Annotated in this window: 12 protein-coding genes; 8 read left to right on the plus strand and 4 right to left on the minus strand. The window is 64.7% G+C overall.

The genetic code is table 11. From position 1 onward, the window contains the following. The first annotated feature begins 135 nt into the window (after nt 1-135). The 6 genes from rpsL to CH295_RS15800 all read left to right on the plus strand — a co-directional run bounded on the left by rpsL (nt 136) and on the right by CH295_RS15800 (nt 8,499). Nucleotides 136-510, plus strand: a complete 375-nt coding sequence (gene rpsL, locus CH295_RS15775; protein WP_008714048.1) for a 30S ribosomal protein S12 — start codon at nt 136-138, stop codon at nt 508-510. 1 nt (nt 511) lies between these two features. Continuing rightward, entirely contained in the window at nt 512-982 is a 471-nt protein-coding gene (gene rpsG / locus CH295_RS15780; protein ID WP_003941856.1) for a 30S ribosomal protein S7, read from the plus strand. Nucleotides 983-1,077: 95 nt separating this feature from the next. Next, nucleotides 1,078-3,180, plus strand: a complete 2,103-nt coding sequence (gene fusA / locus CH295_RS15785) for an elongation factor G (protein ID WP_037191357.1) — start codon at nt 1,078-1,080, stop codon at nt 3,178-3,180. A 102-nt stretch (nt 3,181-3,282) separates the two neighbouring features. Further along, nucleotides 3,283-4,473, plus strand: a complete 1,191-nt coding sequence (gene tuf / locus CH295_RS15790) for an elongation factor Tu (RefSeq protein WP_008714056.1) — start codon at nt 3,283-3,285, stop codon at nt 4,471-4,473. 208 nt (nt 4,474-4,681) lie between these two features. Continuing rightward, nucleotides 4,682-5,974 (plus strand): 3' terminal RNA ribose 2'-O-methyltransferase Hen1, encoded by a 1,293-nt coding sequence (locus CH295_RS15795; protein WP_252342066.1) that lies wholly within the window; start codon nt 4,682-4,684, stop codon nt 5,972-5,974. Then, entirely contained in the window at nt 5,974-8,499 is a 2,526-nt protein-coding gene (locus CH295_RS15800; protein WP_094741249.1) for a polynucleotide kinase-phosphatase, read from the plus strand. The genes CH295_RS15795 and CH295_RS15800 overlap by 1 nt, the downstream gene beginning before the upstream one ends. 12 nt (nt 8,500-8,511) lie before the next feature. On the opposite strand, the gene CH295_RS15805 is transcribed toward CH295_RS15800, so the two are convergent. From CH295_RS15805 to CH295_RS15815, 3 genes are read right to left on the minus strand one after another with little or no spacing between them, the layout of a single operon-like run. Next, the gene (locus CH295_RS15805) at nt 8,512-8,886 is read right to left on the minus strand and encodes a hypothetical protein (RefSeq protein WP_141217036.1); all 375 of its coding nucleotides are present in this window, start codon (nt 8,884-8,886) and stop codon (nt 8,512-8,514) included. A gap of 24 nt (nt 8,887-8,910) precedes the next feature. Then, nucleotides 8,911-9,462: an Asp23/Gls24 family envelope stress response protein gene (locus CH295_RS15810; protein WP_094741251.1), complete on the minus strand. Its 552-nt coding sequence runs from the start codon at nt 9,460-9,462 to the stop codon at nt 8,911-8,913. Next, nucleotides 9,462-10,400 (minus strand): DUF6286 domain-containing Asp23/Gls24 family envelope stress response protein, encoded by a 939-nt coding sequence (locus CH295_RS15815; RefSeq protein WP_170945931.1) that lies wholly within the window; start codon nt 10,398-10,400, stop codon nt 9,462-9,464. The genes CH295_RS15810 and CH295_RS15815 overlap by 1 nt, the downstream gene beginning before the upstream one ends. Before the next feature lie 186 nt (nt 10,401-10,586). Between CH295_RS15815 and ilvA the strand changes: the two genes are divergently transcribed. Continuing rightward, nucleotides 10,587-11,750, plus strand: coding sequence for a threonine ammonia-lyase (gene ilvA, locus CH295_RS15820; RefSeq protein ID WP_288143190.1), 1,164 nt, complete (start codon nt 10,587-10,589; stop codon nt 11,748-11,750). Between the two features lie 22 nt (nt 11,751-11,772). Here ilvA and CH295_RS15825 read toward each other — a convergent pair whose 3' ends face one another. Beyond that, nucleotides 11,773-12,909 (minus strand): hypothetical protein, encoded by a 1,137-nt coding sequence (locus tag CH295_RS15825; protein ID WP_212556182.1) that lies wholly within the window; start codon nt 12,907-12,909, stop codon nt 11,773-11,775. Nucleotides 12,910-13,028: 119 nt separating this feature from the next. Here CH295_RS15825 and CH295_RS15830 point away from each other — a divergent pair, with 119 nt between their 5' ends. Next, nucleotides 13,029-16,160 (plus strand): arabinosyltransferase domain-containing protein, encoded by a 3,132-nt coding sequence (locus tag CH295_RS15830; protein ID WP_094741254.1) that lies wholly within the window; start codon nt 13,029-13,031, stop codon nt 16,158-16,160. Nucleotides 16,161-16,198: the final 38 nt, after the last annotated feature.

Here is a 16,198-nt window from a genome sequence, read left to right on the forward strand (position 1 = left end):
ATGCGACACACCCGACCGCGGGGTGCAAGAGACCCGCGATAGCAGTACTGGAGCAGCGGCAGTACCGGGTGAGGAGCAGTGTTCTCTTGCTCCAACTGCTAGATCCCTGTTTATCGACACGAAGAAAGCCGGTTTATGCCAACGATCAACCAGCTGGTCCGTAAGGGACGCACCGACAAGGTCGCGAAACTGAAGACCGCTGCCCTCAAGGGCAGTCCCCAGCGCCGTGGCGTGTGCACTCGCGTGTACACCACCACCCCCAAGAAGCCGAACTCCGCTCTCCGTAAGGTCGCGCGTGTTCGCCTGACCTCCTCGGTCGAGGTCACCGCATACATCCCCGGTGAGGGTCACAACCTGCAGGAGCACTCGATGGTGCTCGTTCGCGGTGGTCGTGTGAAGGACCTCCCGGGTGTGCGTTACAAGATCATCCGCGGCTCGCTCGACACCCAGGGTGTCAAGAACCGCAAGCAGGCTCGTAGCCGCTACGGAGCCAAGAAGGAGAAGAGCTGATATGCCACGCAAGGGCCCAGCACCCAAGCGGCCGCTGATCAACGACCCGGTCTACGGATCGCCGTTGGTCACGCAGCTCGTCAACAAGATCCTTCTCGACGGCAAGAAGTCGACCGCAGAGCGCATCGTCTACCAGGCGCTCGAGCAGGCTCGCGAGAAGACCGGCACCGACCCCGTCGTCACGCTCAAGCGTGCACTCGACAACGTCAAGCCGGCCCTCGAGGTTCGCAGCCGTCGTGTCGGTGGCGCCACCTACCAGGTGCCCGTCGAGGTTCGTCCCGGCCGCTCCACCACGCTGGCACTGCGCTGGCTGGTCACGTTCTCGCGCGCTCGTCGTGAGAAGACCATGGTCGAGCGTCTGGCGAACGAGTTGCTCGACGCCAGCAACGGCCTCGGTGCCGCTGTGAAGCGTCGCGAGGACACTCACAAGATGGCCGAAGCCAACAAGGCGTTCGCTCACTACCGCTGGTGATCTCCTCGCTCGGGCGGCATTCGGAACTATCCGGTGCCGCCGGAGCGTTGATCAGCTCAGGCAATACCTCTTCCAACACCAAGGCGGGTTAACTCGTGGCACAGGACGTGCTGACCGACCTACTCAAGGTCCGCAACATCGGCATCATGGCCCACATCGATGCCGGCAAGACCACCACTACCGAACGCATCCTCTTCTACACCGGTATCTCCTACAAGATCGGTGAAGTTCACGATGGCGCAGCCACCATGGACTGGATGGAGCAGGAGCAGGAGCGTGGCATCACGATCACCTCTGCTGCCACGACGTGCTTCTGGAACGACAACCAGATCAACATCATCGACACCCCCGGTCACGTCGACTTCACCGTCGAGGTGGAGCGTTCGCTCCGCGTCCTCGACGGCGCAGTCGCAGTGTTCGACGGCAAAGAAGGTGTCGAGCCGCAGTCCGAGCAGGTCTGGCGTCAGGCCGACAAGTACGACGTGCCGCGCATCTGCTTCGTCAACAAGATGGACAAGCTCGGCGCGGACTTCTACTACACCGTGCAGACCATCATCGATCGTCTCGGTGCCAAGCCGCTGGTCATCCAGCTGCCCATCGGCGCAGAGAACGATTTCGAGGGCGTCATCGACCTCGTGCAGATGAAGGCTCTCGTGTGGAGTGGTGAGACCAAGCTCGGCGAGAAGTACGAGATCCAGGAGATCCCGGAAAACCTCAAGGAGCGCGCGGACGAGTACCGCACCATGCTGCTCGAGACCGTGGCCGAGTCCGACGAAGCGCTTCTGGAGAAGCACTTCGGCGGCGAAGAGCTCACGATCGACGAGATCAAGGGCGCCATCCGCAAGATGACGGTCAACAGCGAGCTGTACCCGATCCTGTGTGGATCCGCGTTCAAGAACAAGGGCGTTCAGCCCATGCTCGACGCGGTCATCGACTACCTCCCGTCTCCCCTCGACGTTGCCGAGACCATCGGACACGCCGTCGGCGACGAGGAGAAGGAGATCACTCGCAAGCCGTCCGCAGACGAGCCGTTCGCAGCTCTCGCGTTCAAGATCGCGACTCACCCCTTCTTCGGCAAGCTGACCTACGTCCGGGTGTACTCGGGCAAGGTCGACTCCGGCGCTCAGGTCATCAACTCGACCAAGGGCAAGAAGGAGCGTCTGGGCAAGCTGTTCCAGATGCACTCCAACAAGGAGAACGCGATCGCGACCGCATCTGCCGGTCACATCTACGCCGTCATCGGCCTCAAGGACACCACGACGGGTGACACGCTCTGCGATCCGCAGAACCAGATCATCCTCGAGTCCATGAGCTTCCCGGACCCGGTCATCCAGGTCTCGATCGAGCCGAAGACCAAGTCCGACCAGGAGAAGCTGGGAACAGCAATCCAGAAGCTCGCCGAAGAGGATCCCACCTTCTCGGTGAAGCTGGACGAGGACACCGGCCAGACCGTCATCGGCGGAATGGGCGAGCTGCACCTCGACATCCTCGTGGACCGTATGCGTCGCGAGTTCAAGGTCGAGGCCAACGTCGGCAAGCCGCAGGTCGCGTACCGCGAGACCATCCGCAAGACGGTCGAGAAGCACGACTACACCCACAAGAAGCAGACCGGTGGCTCCGGCCAGTTCGCGAAGGTCATCATCAAGCTCGAGCCTTTCGAGGGCGAAGACGGTGCGACCTACGAATTCGAGAACAAGGTCTCCGGTGGTCGTGTGCCAAGGGAGTACATCCCCTCGGTCGACGCCGGTGCTCAGGACGCCATGCAGTACGGTGTTCTCGCCGGATACCCCCTGGTCAATGTCAAGGTCACACTGCTCGACGGTGCGTACCATGACGTCGACTCGTCGGAAATGGCCTTCAAGGTCGCCGGCTCACAAGCGTTCAAGGAAGCCGCCCGCAAGGCCAGCCCCGTCATTCTCGAACCCGTCATGGCCGTCGAGGTCATCACGCCCGAGGACTACATGGGTGAAGTCATCGGCGACCTGAACTCCCGCCGTGGTCAGATTCAGGCCATGGAGGAGCGCAGCGGTGCCCGTATCGTCAAGGCACTGGTTCCGCTGTCGGAGATGTTCGGCTACATCGGAGACCTTCGGTCGAAGACACAGGGCCGCGCTAACTACTCCATGGTCTTCGATTCGTACGCAGAAGTTCCCGCGAACGTAGCGAAGGAAATCATCGCGAAGGTCAACGGAGAGTAATTCTCTTCGTTTGCTGGACCACGCTCGACCTGTAATAAGTAAGAACACATACGCGTGTCGGCCCCGTCGGGGTCCGCACAGATCAGTCCAGGAGGACACACAGTGGCGAAGGCGAAGTTCGATCGGACGAAGCCGCACGTCAACATCGGCACCATCGGTCACGTTGACCACGGTAAGACGACGCTGACGGCTGCAATCACCAAGGTTCTGCACGACAAGTTCCCGGACCTGAACGAGGCCTCGGCTTTCGATCAGATCGACAAGGCTCCGGAGGAGAAGGCTCGTGGTATCACGATCAACATCTCCCACGTCGAGTACCAGACCGAGAAGCGCCACTACGCGCACGTCGATGCACCGGGTCACGCCGACTACATCAAGAACATGATCACCGGCGCGGCTCAGATGGACGGCGCAATCCTGGTCGTTGCAGCAACCGACGGCCCGATGCCGCAGACCCGCGAGCACGTGCTGCTCGCCCGCCAGGTCGGTGTTCCGTACATCCTGGTCGCACTGAACAAGGCCGACATGGTCGACGACGACGAGATCATCGAGCTCGTCGAGATGGAGGTCCGCGAGCTCCTCGCTTCGCAGGAGTTCGACGAGGACGCACCGGTCATCAAGGTCTCCGCACTCAAGGCACTCGAGGGTGACGAGAAGTGGGGCGAGTCGGTTCTGGAGCTCATGCAGGCCGTCGACGATTCCGTTCCGGATCCCGTCCGTGAGACCGACAAGCCGTTCCTCATGCCCGTCGAGGACGTCTTCACCATCACCGGCCGTGGCACCGTGGTGACCGGACGTATCGAGCGCGGCTCGGTCAACGTCAACGAAGAGGTCGAGATCGTCGGCATCCGCCCCGGCTCGACCAAGACCACCGTCACCGGAATCGAAATGTTCCGCAAGCTGCTCGACTCGGGTCAGGCAGGCGACAACGTCGGCCTCCTCGTTCGTGGCATCAAGCGCGAAGACGTCGAGCGTGGACAGGTCATCATCAAGCCCGGCACCACGACTCCCCACACGGAGTTCGAGGGCAACGCCTACATCCTCTCGAAGGACGAGGGCGGCCGCCACACGCCGTTCTTCAACAACTACCGCCCGCAGTTCTACTTCCGTACCACGGACGTTACGGGCGTCGTGACCCTTCCCGAGGGCACCGAGATGGTCATGCCCGGTGACAACACCGAGATGTCCGTCACGCTGATCCAGCCGGTCGCCATGGATGTCGGCCTGCGTTTCGCAATCCGTGAGGGCGGTCGTACCGTCGGAGCCGGTCGCGTCACGAAGATCATCAAGTGATCTAGTTCCACCAGCTGTACCTGAAGCGGCACTCACCCGAAAGGGTGGGTGCCGCTTTTGCGTGCGTGCGGCTCCGCCGCCCGCGTCAATGGACCATTGCACCGCCCAGACGTATGCAATGGTCCATTGACGCGGCCCGAGGTGGCGGCCGAAAAATGGGACGCATCGGGCGCAGCCGTCCCGTAACGTCGCTGCGGTGCTACTGACCGTGACTGCAAATGCCACAACCGATTTCCCGGACACCTCCGACATCGGGTATTTGTTGCACAAGCACCCCGATCGCGTGCAGAGCTGGAACCTGCCGATGGGCACCACGACCGTGCTGTATCCGGAAGTCTCGGCTCAGCGCACCACCGTCGCAGTCCTGTTGAACGACGGTGCCGCGTCCGGATTGGCCGTGGCCCTGTCGCGACTGTTCAAGCAGACACTGGCCGGTGTGTGCACCGGAATGCCCGAATTGGTTTCTGCTGCAATGGATCTGACGATCTCGATGCCGGCCGCGCCGTCACGGGGTGCCGCTGATCTCGCGTCACGGATGTTCGGTCCGTTGGGCTGGACGGTAGACGCGACGCCCATTCCGCTCGATTCGACGCAGCCGGCGTGGGGCAACTCCGAGTACATCGATCTGGTGTTGACCGGGACGTTCACGCTGTCGGCCGCACTGCGGCACCTGTACGTCCTTCTTCCGGTCCTCGACGACGGGAAGCACTATTGGGTAGGCGAGGACGAGGCGGACAAACTCGTTCGAGCAGCAGGGGATTGGCTGGGAGATCACCCGGAGTCGGCGTTGATCGCGTCTCGCTACCTGGCGCACCGCCGCGAACTGGTGGCCTCGGCGCTCGACCGACTGGTACCCGACGCGCCGCAGGACGACGCAGCCCCGCGAGATCCGACGCTGGCCGAGCAGCGAGTACGCGCCGTCCTGTCGGCACTGACGGGTGCAGGCGCGAAGTCGGTGATCGACCTCGGTTGCGGTGAGGGTCGTCTGCTGCGAGAGCTGCTCGCGGACAACACGTTCGATCGCATCGTCGGTGCCGACGTGAGTGATCGTGCACTCGCCAAGGCACACCGCCGATTGCGTCTGGACGACATGGCGGATCGGCAGCGGACACGCATCGAGCTGGTCCAGTCGTCCGCGACCTACCGCGACGTTCGGTTGCAGGGATTCGACGCGATGGTGCTCATGGAGGTCATCGAACACGTCGACCTCGATCGGCTTCCGGCGTTGGTGCGATCGGTGTTTCTTCAGGCCCGCCCGCGAACGGTTCTGGTCACGACACCCAACTCCGAGTACAACGTGCTGTATCCCGGCCTCGAACCGGGAACCTTCCGTCACGTCGACCACCGATTCGAGTTCACCCGCGCGGAGTTCGAGCAGTGGGGTTCGTCGGTGGCACGTGATCACGCATATGAGGTGCGCGTCGAGGGAATCGGCCCCGTCGACGAGATGCACGGCACCCCGACCCAGATGGCCGTCTTCACCCGAGAGGAACAGTCCTGATGAGTACCTTCGACATTCCGGATCGGTCCCTCGTCGTACTCGTCGGCATCAGCGGCTCCGGCAAGTCGTCGTTCGCTGCGCGACACTTCGGTCCGTACGAGACGGTGTCCAGCGACGCGTGCCGGGGCATGGTGAGCAACGACCCCAATCTGCAGAGCGCAACCAAGGACGCGTTCGCGCTGTTGGAATTTCTCGTCGCAACCAGGCTTCGAGCCGGTCTGCTCACCGTCGTCGACGCCACGAACGTGCAACCCGCGGCGCGAAAGGCGTTGATCGCGTTGGCCCGCGAACACGATGTGCTGCCGGTCGCCGTCGTGCTCGATGTGCCGGAATCGGTGTGCGCACAGCGCAATGCCGAGCGCACCGACAGGACGTTCGGTCGAGACGTGCTGCGTCGCCAACAGTCCCAGTTGCAGCGCTCGATGCGGGGCCTGTCCAAGGAAGGTTTCCGCTCGGTCCATGTACTCGACGGTGTCGAGGAGGTGGCGTCGGCGACGTTCGTTCGTACCCCGCTGCGCAGTGATCGGCGTGAGCTGACCGGACCGTTCGACGTCGTCGGTGACATCCACGGCTGTCTCGTCGAGCTCGAAAGTCTGCTCACGACATTGGGTTACACGCTCGAGCGGGACGAGGCCGGCCGACCGGTCGGTGCGACGCCACCGGACGGACGGACGGCCGTGTTCGTCGGTGACTACATCGATCGGGGTCCCGACTCCGTCGGAGTACTCCGGCTGGTGATGGGAATGGTCGGTACCGGAGCAGCATTGGCGGTTCCGGGCAACCACGAGAACAAGCTCGTCAAGGCACTCCGCGGCCGGAAGGTCACTGCCTCGCACGGTCTGGCCGAAACTCTCGAACAGCTCGACGCCGAGACGGAACAGTTCCGCCGGGAGGTTCTCGAGTTCTGCGACGGCCTCGTCGCGCACCTCGTGCTCGACGGCGGCAAGCTCGTCGTCGCGCACGCCGGACTGATCGAGAAGTACCACAACCGGGCGTCGGGCAGGGTTCGAAGCTTTGCTCTGTACGGAGACACCACCGGCGAGACCGACGAGTTCGGCCTGCCGGTGCGGTACCCGTGGGCGCAGGACTATCGGGGCTCGGCGACGGTGCTCTACGGGCACACGCCGGTGCCGGAAGTGGAGTGGGAGAACAACACTGCGTGCCTCGATACGGGATGCGTCTTCGGTGGGAAGCTCACGGCGCTGCGCTATCCGGAGCGCGAGGTGGTGTCGGTTCCGGCCGAGAAGGTCTGGTACGAGCCTGCCCGCCCGATGGGTCCGTTCACGCGGGATGCGGCGTCGCTCGATCTGTCCGACGTGATCGGTCCGACGGGCGTCGAGACGTCGCTGCGGGGGCGCGTATCGATTCGGCCGGAGAATGCCGCGGGCGCACTGGAAGTGATGAGTCGGTTCGCGCTCGCTCCGCAGTGGCTGCACTATCTGCCGCCGACGATGGCCCCTAGTGGAACATCGGAGCGCGAGGGCTATCTCGAGTATCCGACGCAGGCGTTCGACGCGTATCGCGCGCTCGGTGCGTCGACGGTGATCTGCGAGGAGAAGCACATGGGCTCGCGGGTGGTCGTGGTGGTGTGTCGAGATGCAGGCACCGCTCGGGAGAAGTTCGATGCACCGGAGGGAGTGCTCGGCACCGCGTACACGCGGACGGGGCGTCCGGTGTTCGACGAGTCGCTCACCGGTGAGCTGATCACCGGGGTGTCCGACGCGATCGAGAAGGCCGGTGTGTGGGACGAGTTGGCGTCGAGCTGGCTGATTCTCGACTGCGAACTGCTGCCGTGGTCTGCTAAAGCGGAGGGCCTGATCAAGGCCGAGTACGCCGCCGTCGCTGCGGTGTCCCGGGCGAATCTCGGGGCCGAGGCGGCGGTGCTGGCATCGGCCGGATCGCGCGGTCTCGACGTGCAGGAGTTGCTGGAGCGGAACACCGTCAGGCAGAGCAATCTCGGCGAGTTCACCGATGCGTATCGGCGGTACGTCTGGCCGACGGACGGGCTCGACGGGGTTCGGATCGCGCCGTTTCAGGTGCTGGCGTCCAACGTCGAGACGTATGCGGATCGTCCGCACACATGGCACCTCGACGTTGCCGACCGACTGGTGGCAGCAGCTCCCGAGGTGTTCGCCACCACCCGTCGAATCGAGGTCGATCTGTCGACCCCGGATTCGGTTGCGGCAGGGGAGAAGTGGTGGGAGGAGTTGACGGCGCAGGGCGGCGAGGGCATGGTCGTCAAACCGTCAGCGAACGCTCCACGCGGAAAGATGCAGCCCGGCACGAAGGTTCGCGGTCGAGAGTATCTGCGGCTGATCTACGGTGCCGACTACACCGACCCGGATCGACTGACTGCACTGCGCAACCGAAACGTGGGACACAAGCAATCGATGGCGCTACGCGAATACGCGCTGGGAATGGAGGCGCTGGATCGCTCGGTGCGCGGTGAGCCGCTCTACCGCATCCACCAGGCCGTGTTCGCCGTCCTGGCACTGGAATCCGAGCCCGTCGACCCGCGCCTGTAGGTGCCGCAGGCACTAGAACGGACTGATGCCTGCGCTGATCGGTGCCGCGATTGCTGCAGCAACCGCGATCGATGCCCAGAATGTCGGCGAGTCCAGCATCAGGCCGCCCGCGAGACCACACACAGCGACGACAACGCCGGATCCGACCAGCAGTGCCGATCCCACAGCGGCGTGGACTCGGCCGCTTCGGTCCGAGACGGAACGCGCTTTGAGCCAGATCATCGTGCCGGTTGCGACGAACACCAGTGGGGCGTAGAAGAAGACCGCACTGCCGCCGAGCTTCGAGGCGAAGGAGGCAAGGACCAATACCGCTCCGAATGCGACGGGCACGGCGAGGGGCATGCCGCCGGACCATTTCCGGAACTTACTGCGCGTCGATGCAACCATGGCTTCACCGTACCGCCGGGACTGTTATCGCCGTTTGTCCACGTGCAATTGAATGCGGGTGGCGACGTGTGTACCGGCGAGGGATTCGGCCACGAAAGCGGCACGTGATTCGGCTCGGGCGGTGAAGTCGACGACATCGAAATCTGCTGCAGCATGGACCGACACAGCGACGGTGGGCAGTCCTCGATCATCGATCGCCGTACCGCGGGCGCGTCGAACACCGGGGAACCGAGCCAGCTCCGCGGCGACGCCCGATGCGATGGCGCTCAGGTCCACGTGTGCCGAGAAGTGAGGCTCCTCGATGACGCTTGCCGTTCCCGTCGTGCGCGGAGAGAAGTTGCCGATCAACAGGAGCAGTGCCATGACCACAGCGATGCAGACAACCACAGCCAGCGTCGGCACCCACCAGCCCTGTGCCGGTAGCGCCGACAGTCGCGCGCGATCGACGCGAGAGAGCATCTCTCGTGCCCAATGCACGTCGTAGTGCCAGGCGAGCGCGAAGCTACCGCCCGCGATCAATCCCAACCCGGCCACGATCGCGAGGAGTCGATCGACCCCGGCGACGAATGTCTTCATCACGACACCCTCGTCGGAGCTGCCACCGACTGCTTCACCGTCAGCCGTCGTCCGCCCGCGGCAACCGAGAGTGTCGGAGCGAGTGCCTCGCGCACGGCGGCGTCGACGTTCGCGGCATCGACAGTCCCGTCCCGCTCGGCTCGTACCTCGATCTTCCTGCGCGTGACGACGGTGTGTGCATCCGCGACTCCGCGCGTGGACTGCGCTGCAGCACTGCACAATCGAGCGATGTCGGTCGGCGTGGCCCAGACGGTCGGTGCCGACTCGCCCAGTCCGGAATGCGTCTTCGTTCGCGGCTTGACCCCGATGAACACGAGGAACAACCCGACGACGGCTGCTCCGATCGCGGCGGCCGTCATCCAACTCTGCCAGTGCAATCGGGCGATCCAGGACACAGCGTCGGCGATCCACGGGCTACCGCCGAGGTGGCTGCCGGCGATCATGAATTCCCTGCCGGCCAAAAAGGCCACACCGAGGAGGGCGAACCCGAACAACAGAGCCACCGGCATCGCGGCCGGCCCGGCCGTGGGTGGACGAGGTGGGATGGCCTGCGTTGCTTCGGTATTCGGGGTGGACGAGAAACCGGTGTCCGGTGTGGTGTCCGATACCAGGACGTTCACCCGATGCACGTGCAGCCCCGTCATCGTCGCCAACGCGGCCTCGACGGTGGCGTGCACGGACTCGGTCACCTCGGTGATCTGCGACGGCCAGGTCACGCCGATGTAGAGGTTGACGGCGATCGTGTCCTCGCCGAGGGTGACGTCGGCGCGGGGGAGTTCGCGACCGGTCAGTCGCGAGAAGCCGCCGGTGGTGCGCGTGACCCGAGGATCCTTCAGTGCCGCCGCGATGGCGGTCCGTGAAATCGCCCGATCCTTGATCTCGACGCTGCCACGCATCTCGCGGTCGTTGTCGACCTCGTCGGATCCAGCCTGCGTCATCTCGAGAGAATCCTTTGCGCCCGTCGCGGCTCGCTGTGGTGCGGCACGCGCTCCCCAACTGTAGTGACGACCGCTGACGGATGACGTCACGAGAGTAATTGTTCCTGGCATACTGCGACCGTGTCGGAAATTGTGCGGGTGACCGCGTCGGATATTGCGTCGGCCGAGGAGCTGCTGGAGCCGGTCATGCGCCGGACCCCTGTGGTGGCCTCGCGCATTCTGTCGGATCTGACCGGCCACGAGGTGCGGCTCAAGTGCGAGAACCTGCAGCGCACCGGATCGTTCAAGCCGCGCGGGGCGTACAACCGCATCGCCCGGCTCGACGCCGACCAGCGCGCCCGCGGGGTCGTGGCGGCCAGCGCGGGCAATCACGCTCAGGGTGTGGCGTGGGCGGCGTCGCAGGTGGGGATCGACTCGACGGTGTTCATGCCGGTGGGAGTGTCGCTACCCAAGCTCGTCGCCACCAAGGCCTACGGCGCGACGGTACATCTGGTGGGCAACACGGTGGACGAGGCACTGAAGTCGGCGAGGGAATTCGCCGAACGTACCGGTGCCACCCTCATTCACCCGTTCGACCACCTCGACATCGTCGCGGGGCAGGCGACGTTGGGCACCGAACTGTTGCAGCAGATGCCGGATGTCGGCACCATCGTGATTCCCACCGGCGGCGGGGGACTGTTGGCCGGTGTCGCCGCCGCGGTCAAGCTGACCAAGCCCGATATCAGGATCGTCGGTGTGCAGGCCGAGGGCGCTGCCGCCTGGCCCGCATCACTGAAGGCGGGGCACCCGATCGCGCTGACGTCGATGTCGACGATGGCCGACGGTATTGCGATCGGCCTGCCCGGATCGGTGCCGTTCGATCACGTGCAGGGATGGGTCGACGACGTCGTCACGGTCAGCGAGGATGCGCTGTCTCGGGCGCTGGTGCTGTGCATCGAGCGCGCGAAACTCATCGTCGAGCCGGCAGGTGCGGCAGCGGTGGCGGCGCTGATGACGCATTCCGCGGACGAACTCGGACTGACCGGCTCGGTGTGCGCCGTTCTCTCCGGCGGAAACATCGACCCGCTGCTGCTCACGCACGTCATCACCCACGGTCTTCGAGCGGGTGGACGCTATCTCGCTGTACGCGTGACCATTTCGGACAAGCCGGGCGGACTCACCGGCGTACTCGGGGTGGTGCGCGATGCCGGAGCCAGCGTCGTGGACGTCGTCCACTCCCGTACCGGTGGACGCCTGGGCCTCGAGGAGGTCGACGTGATGTTGACCGTCGAGACCCGCGGACCCGACCACCGCGGTTCGGTGCTCGATGCCCTCGGCGCGGCCAGGTACGCCGTGCACGTGGAGAACTGACCTGCCGCGCGACTCAACCGATTCAACGCCGCAGACTTCGACGGATCACCTGGCCGACATACGAACCTGCACTACGCATGTAGACGAGCGCCGGTGTCCAATAACTTCGTCGGATCGCTGTGTTCACGGCCCGCTGCAGGTCTGCGTCGGTGACACCGGCATCGTGCATCGCGGCCAGTGAGGTTCTCAGGTAGCCGCGATCGCGGCTTCTCAGATCCATGCGAGCAACAGCGCGTACATCGATGGTGTCGGGGAAGGTCGTGCACTGTGCACCTGCGGCCGCGAGCCCGATCCGGGTGCGAACGCACTTGGCGCACCTGCCGCAGTTGAAGGCCCCGTCGAGGTTCTCCCAACAGACCCGCAGATGGTTCATCGCGGTCCGGTTCTCGCCGATGTAACGAATCTTGCCCAGACGGTGCAGATCGAGCTCGTGGTGCTCGAACGCGACTGTGCCACTCGACCACAACGGGTCGAGATCAGGATGAGAGCCCCACGGTGTGAGTTCCTCGCGGCAGTTCGAGGACGGGATGATGACGGTGCTCAGGTGTTGCGACAACGCCAGACCGACATGCGCCAACGCGGCGCCGTGAAAGTCGTACCCCCAGTCGAGAGGCAGCCGGCTTCCGAAGGCCGACCTCATCGTGGTCTTCACCTCGATCAACGGCTTGCCCAACTCCGCCGCCGACTCGCGGGCTCCGGCCAAGGCTCTGGCCGCCAGATTCTCGTCGTCGATGTCGATATCGAAACCGTGCACGAAGATCAGGTGAGTGATGCGGTCCGATTCCATGATTGCCGAGTAGAAGCTGTCGACGCCCCCGCTGAAGTAACAACCCACTCCCGTCGCGCCGGTAGCGACGCGACCGGGTTCGGCCGAAATCGATACCTCACGAAAACGCTTGGGATACCAGTCGAGGAAGACCTTCTGAGCCCCGGATGCACCGCGAAGCGCCGTCGAATCCACCGGGCCGTCGAAAGCGATGTCCCAACCCTTGCGCATGCCGGCTGTCAGGAGCGGCGGAAGCCAGGGGGTGGCGGAATGGTCGAGCGGATAGTTCGACTCCGTCGTCACTCGTGTCTCGATGCCCGATGGGGTCGTTATCCGCGCGGTGATGCGTCCGGCTTCGGTGCCTTCGACATGCACCGCCATCGGGCTGATCACGGTCAAGAGTGTGCCACAGCGAGAGTTGTCCAGGCCGGATTCGTCTCGCCCGGCCCGCTCGGACCCGACTGGTACCTTGATCAGCGACCTGGACCAGGACATCGGTGGGAGATATTTGCATGGCTCGGCTCGTCGCGATCGTCTCCGCAGTCCTGGGAATTCTGCTGACGATCGCGATACCGCTGTTGCCGATCGAGCAGCAGCAGTCCTCCCTGACGTGGCCGCAGTCGGACACGATCGCCAGTGTCGAGGCTCCACTCGTCGCCTACACGCCGATCGACGTCGATGCGACGGTTCCGTGTGCTGCCGCGAATCTGTTGCCCGACGGCGGGCTGTTGCTGTCCACCTCGCCCAAGGGATCGCCCGACGCCTATCGCTACGGTCTCGTTGCCGAGGTCACGGGCGGTGAAGCATCGCAACTGAAGGTGACGTTGCGTGATTCCGTCCTTATCGAGAAGCCGGTCTCGGAACTGAGCCCTTCGACTGCGGGCGACTGTGCGTTGACGATCACCTCGAACGGCACCTCGACGACCGTCGGGCTGACCGGTGCCGAGACCGCCACGCGCGAGGGTGATGTCCGACCACAGCTGGTCGGAGTCTTCAGCGATCTTCGAGGCAGCGTCGACGGCCTGACACTGACCGCGCAGCTCGACAGTCGATTCTCGTCGACCCCGAGTGCGCTGAAGTGGTTCGCGATGATCGTCGGCGTACTCGCCACGGGCATCTCGCTGATAGCGCTGCACCGCCTCGACCTCTCCGACGGCCGACGTGCCCGACGCTTCCTCCCGCGTCGCTGGTGGACGTTCGGCGCTGCCGATGCGGTGGTGATCGGGACGCTGTTCGTGTGGCATCTGATCGGCGCGAACACCTCCGACGACGGCTACCAGCTGGGCATGGCGCGCACGGCCGATCACGCCGGGTACATGGCCAACTATTTCCGTTACTTCGGGGTGCCCGAGACACCGTTCGGTACGCCGCTGTACGACATGTTCGGACTCATGTCGCACGTCTCGACGGCCAGTGTGTGGATGCGTCTGCCGACGCTGATCTGCGCCGTCGTGGCATGGCTCGTCATCAGTCGAGAGGTGATCCCGCGGTTCGGTGCGGCTGCTCGCGCTTCGAAGACCGCGCTCTGGACGGGCGGCCTGGTACTGCTCGCGTTCTGGCTGCCGTACAACAACGGCCTGCGCCCGGAACCGTTCGTGGCGCTCGGCGTGCTGCTGACGTGGTGTTCGGTGGAGCGCTCGATCGCGACCCGCAGGTTGCTGCCCGCGGCCACGGCGATACTCATCGCAGCGTTGACGGTCACCTGCGGCCCCTCCGGTTTCATCTGCTTCGCACCGCTGATCGCCGGGGCTCGGCCGGTGTTGCAGATCGTCGTCGCCCGCGCCCGGGAGTTCGGCAGTACCGCACTGGGCGCGCTGACACTGCTCGCCCCGCTGATCGCGTCGGGCACGGTGGTGCTGGTGTTCGCATTCGGCAACCAGACCGTGGCCGGCATGCTCGAGATGCAGCGGGTGCACAACGCGGCCGGACCGAGCCAGGCCTGGTTCGACGAGTACCTGCGCTACCAGTGGCTGATGAACATGGACATCGACGGCTCGCTCGCGCGCCGCTTCGGAGTGTTCGTGATGGTCGTTTCGCTGATCGCGGTGGTCGTCGCCATGCTGCGCAAGGGTGGCAAGATCCCGGGCACCGCCACGGGGCCGGCCCGCCGGATCGTCGGCATCACCGTCGGGGCGATGGCCTTGATGATGATCACCCCCACCAAGTGGACTCACCATTTCGGTGTCTTCGCCGGACTCGCCGCATCGGTTGCGGTACTGGCAGCCGTGGCGACCGGTGCGGCGGTACTGCGATCGCGGCGCAACCGACTCCTGTTCGCCGCGTCGGTCTCGTTTCTGCTGGCCGTCGCGTTCACCGGAACCAACGGCTACTGGTACGTCTCGGCGTGGGGAGTCCCGTTCTGGGACAAGCCGATCCTCGTTGCCGGTCTCGGCATCTCGACCATGTTCCTCGGCCTGACCCTGCTGCTGTTGCTCGCCGCCGTCTGGTTCCATCTCCGCGCGCCCTATGTGCGCGCCGACAAACCGATGGCGCGATGGTGGTCGGTGCCGCCGATCGCCGTCGGGGCGGCTCTGATGGTGCTGGTGGCCGTCGCGTCGATGGCCAAGGGTGCTGTGGCGCAATGGCCGTCGTACTCGGTCGCGAAATCGAATCTCTCGGCGCTCACCGGTGACACGTGCGGGCTCGCGAACGACGTGTTGCTCGAGACGGATCCGAATGCCGATGTGCTGCAACCGGTCAGCGGGGACGCCTTCGCCGCGCTCGGTGCAGAGAACGACGGGTTCACCCCCGATGGTGTGGCGGGCGACCTCACCGCCGACAAGGAATCCTCGGCGTCGGGTACCTCGAACACCGTCGACACCGACGAGCAGCAGCAGCCGACGTCGACCACCGGAGCAGGAACCGGCGGTAGCGCATTGCCGTTCGGCCTCGATCCGGCCACTGTGCCGGTGCTCGGTTCGTTCGGGTCCGATACTCCTGCCACGTTGACCACCGGCTGGTACGCGCTGCCTGCCGATCCCGGTGATCTGATCTCGATCGCCGCTGCCGGACGCATCCGTTCGGTGGATTCCGACGGCATCGTCACGTACGGCCAGAGCCTCGAACTCGAGTACGGAGTCGACGGACAGGCGCAGGGGCGAGTGACGCCGATCGACATCGGCCCGACGCCGTCGTGGCGCAACCTGCGAGTCCCGATGGACCAGATTCCCGCCGGTGCCAACACGATTCGCCTGGTGCTCTCCGATACCGATCGAGATTCCGACCAGTGGTTGGCGATCACCCCGCCCCGAGTTCCGCGTACCCAGACGTTGAACGAGGTCGTCGGCCGTGACGCTCCGGTGATGCTGGACTGGGAGGTCGGCTTCAACTTCCCCTGCCAGCGTCCGTTCGATCACCGCCTCGGGGTTGCCGAAGTTCCGCAGTACCGGGTGCTGCCGGATCGCAGCGGTGCCGTCATCACCAACGCGTGGCAGGACCACTTCGGCGGTGGGCCGCTCGGGTGGATCGACATCGTCGCCTCCGCCCGCACCATCCCGTCGTATCTGTCCGGCGACTGGGACCGCGACTGGGGGTCGATCGAGCAGTACATGCCGTACGACGAGTCGGCGCAGGCGGCGCAGATCACAGCCGAAGAGGTCGAGCGTTCGGGTCTGTGGACGCCCGGTCCGATCAAGACCGGTTAATCTCTACGCGTTCGGAAGTCCTAACACCGACCAGTAGA

Source organism: Rhodococcus sp. 14-2483-1-2, from assembly GCF_002259405.1.
Classification (GTDB): Bacteria; Actinomycetota; Actinomycetes; order Mycobacteriales; family Mycobacteriaceae; genus Rhodococcoides.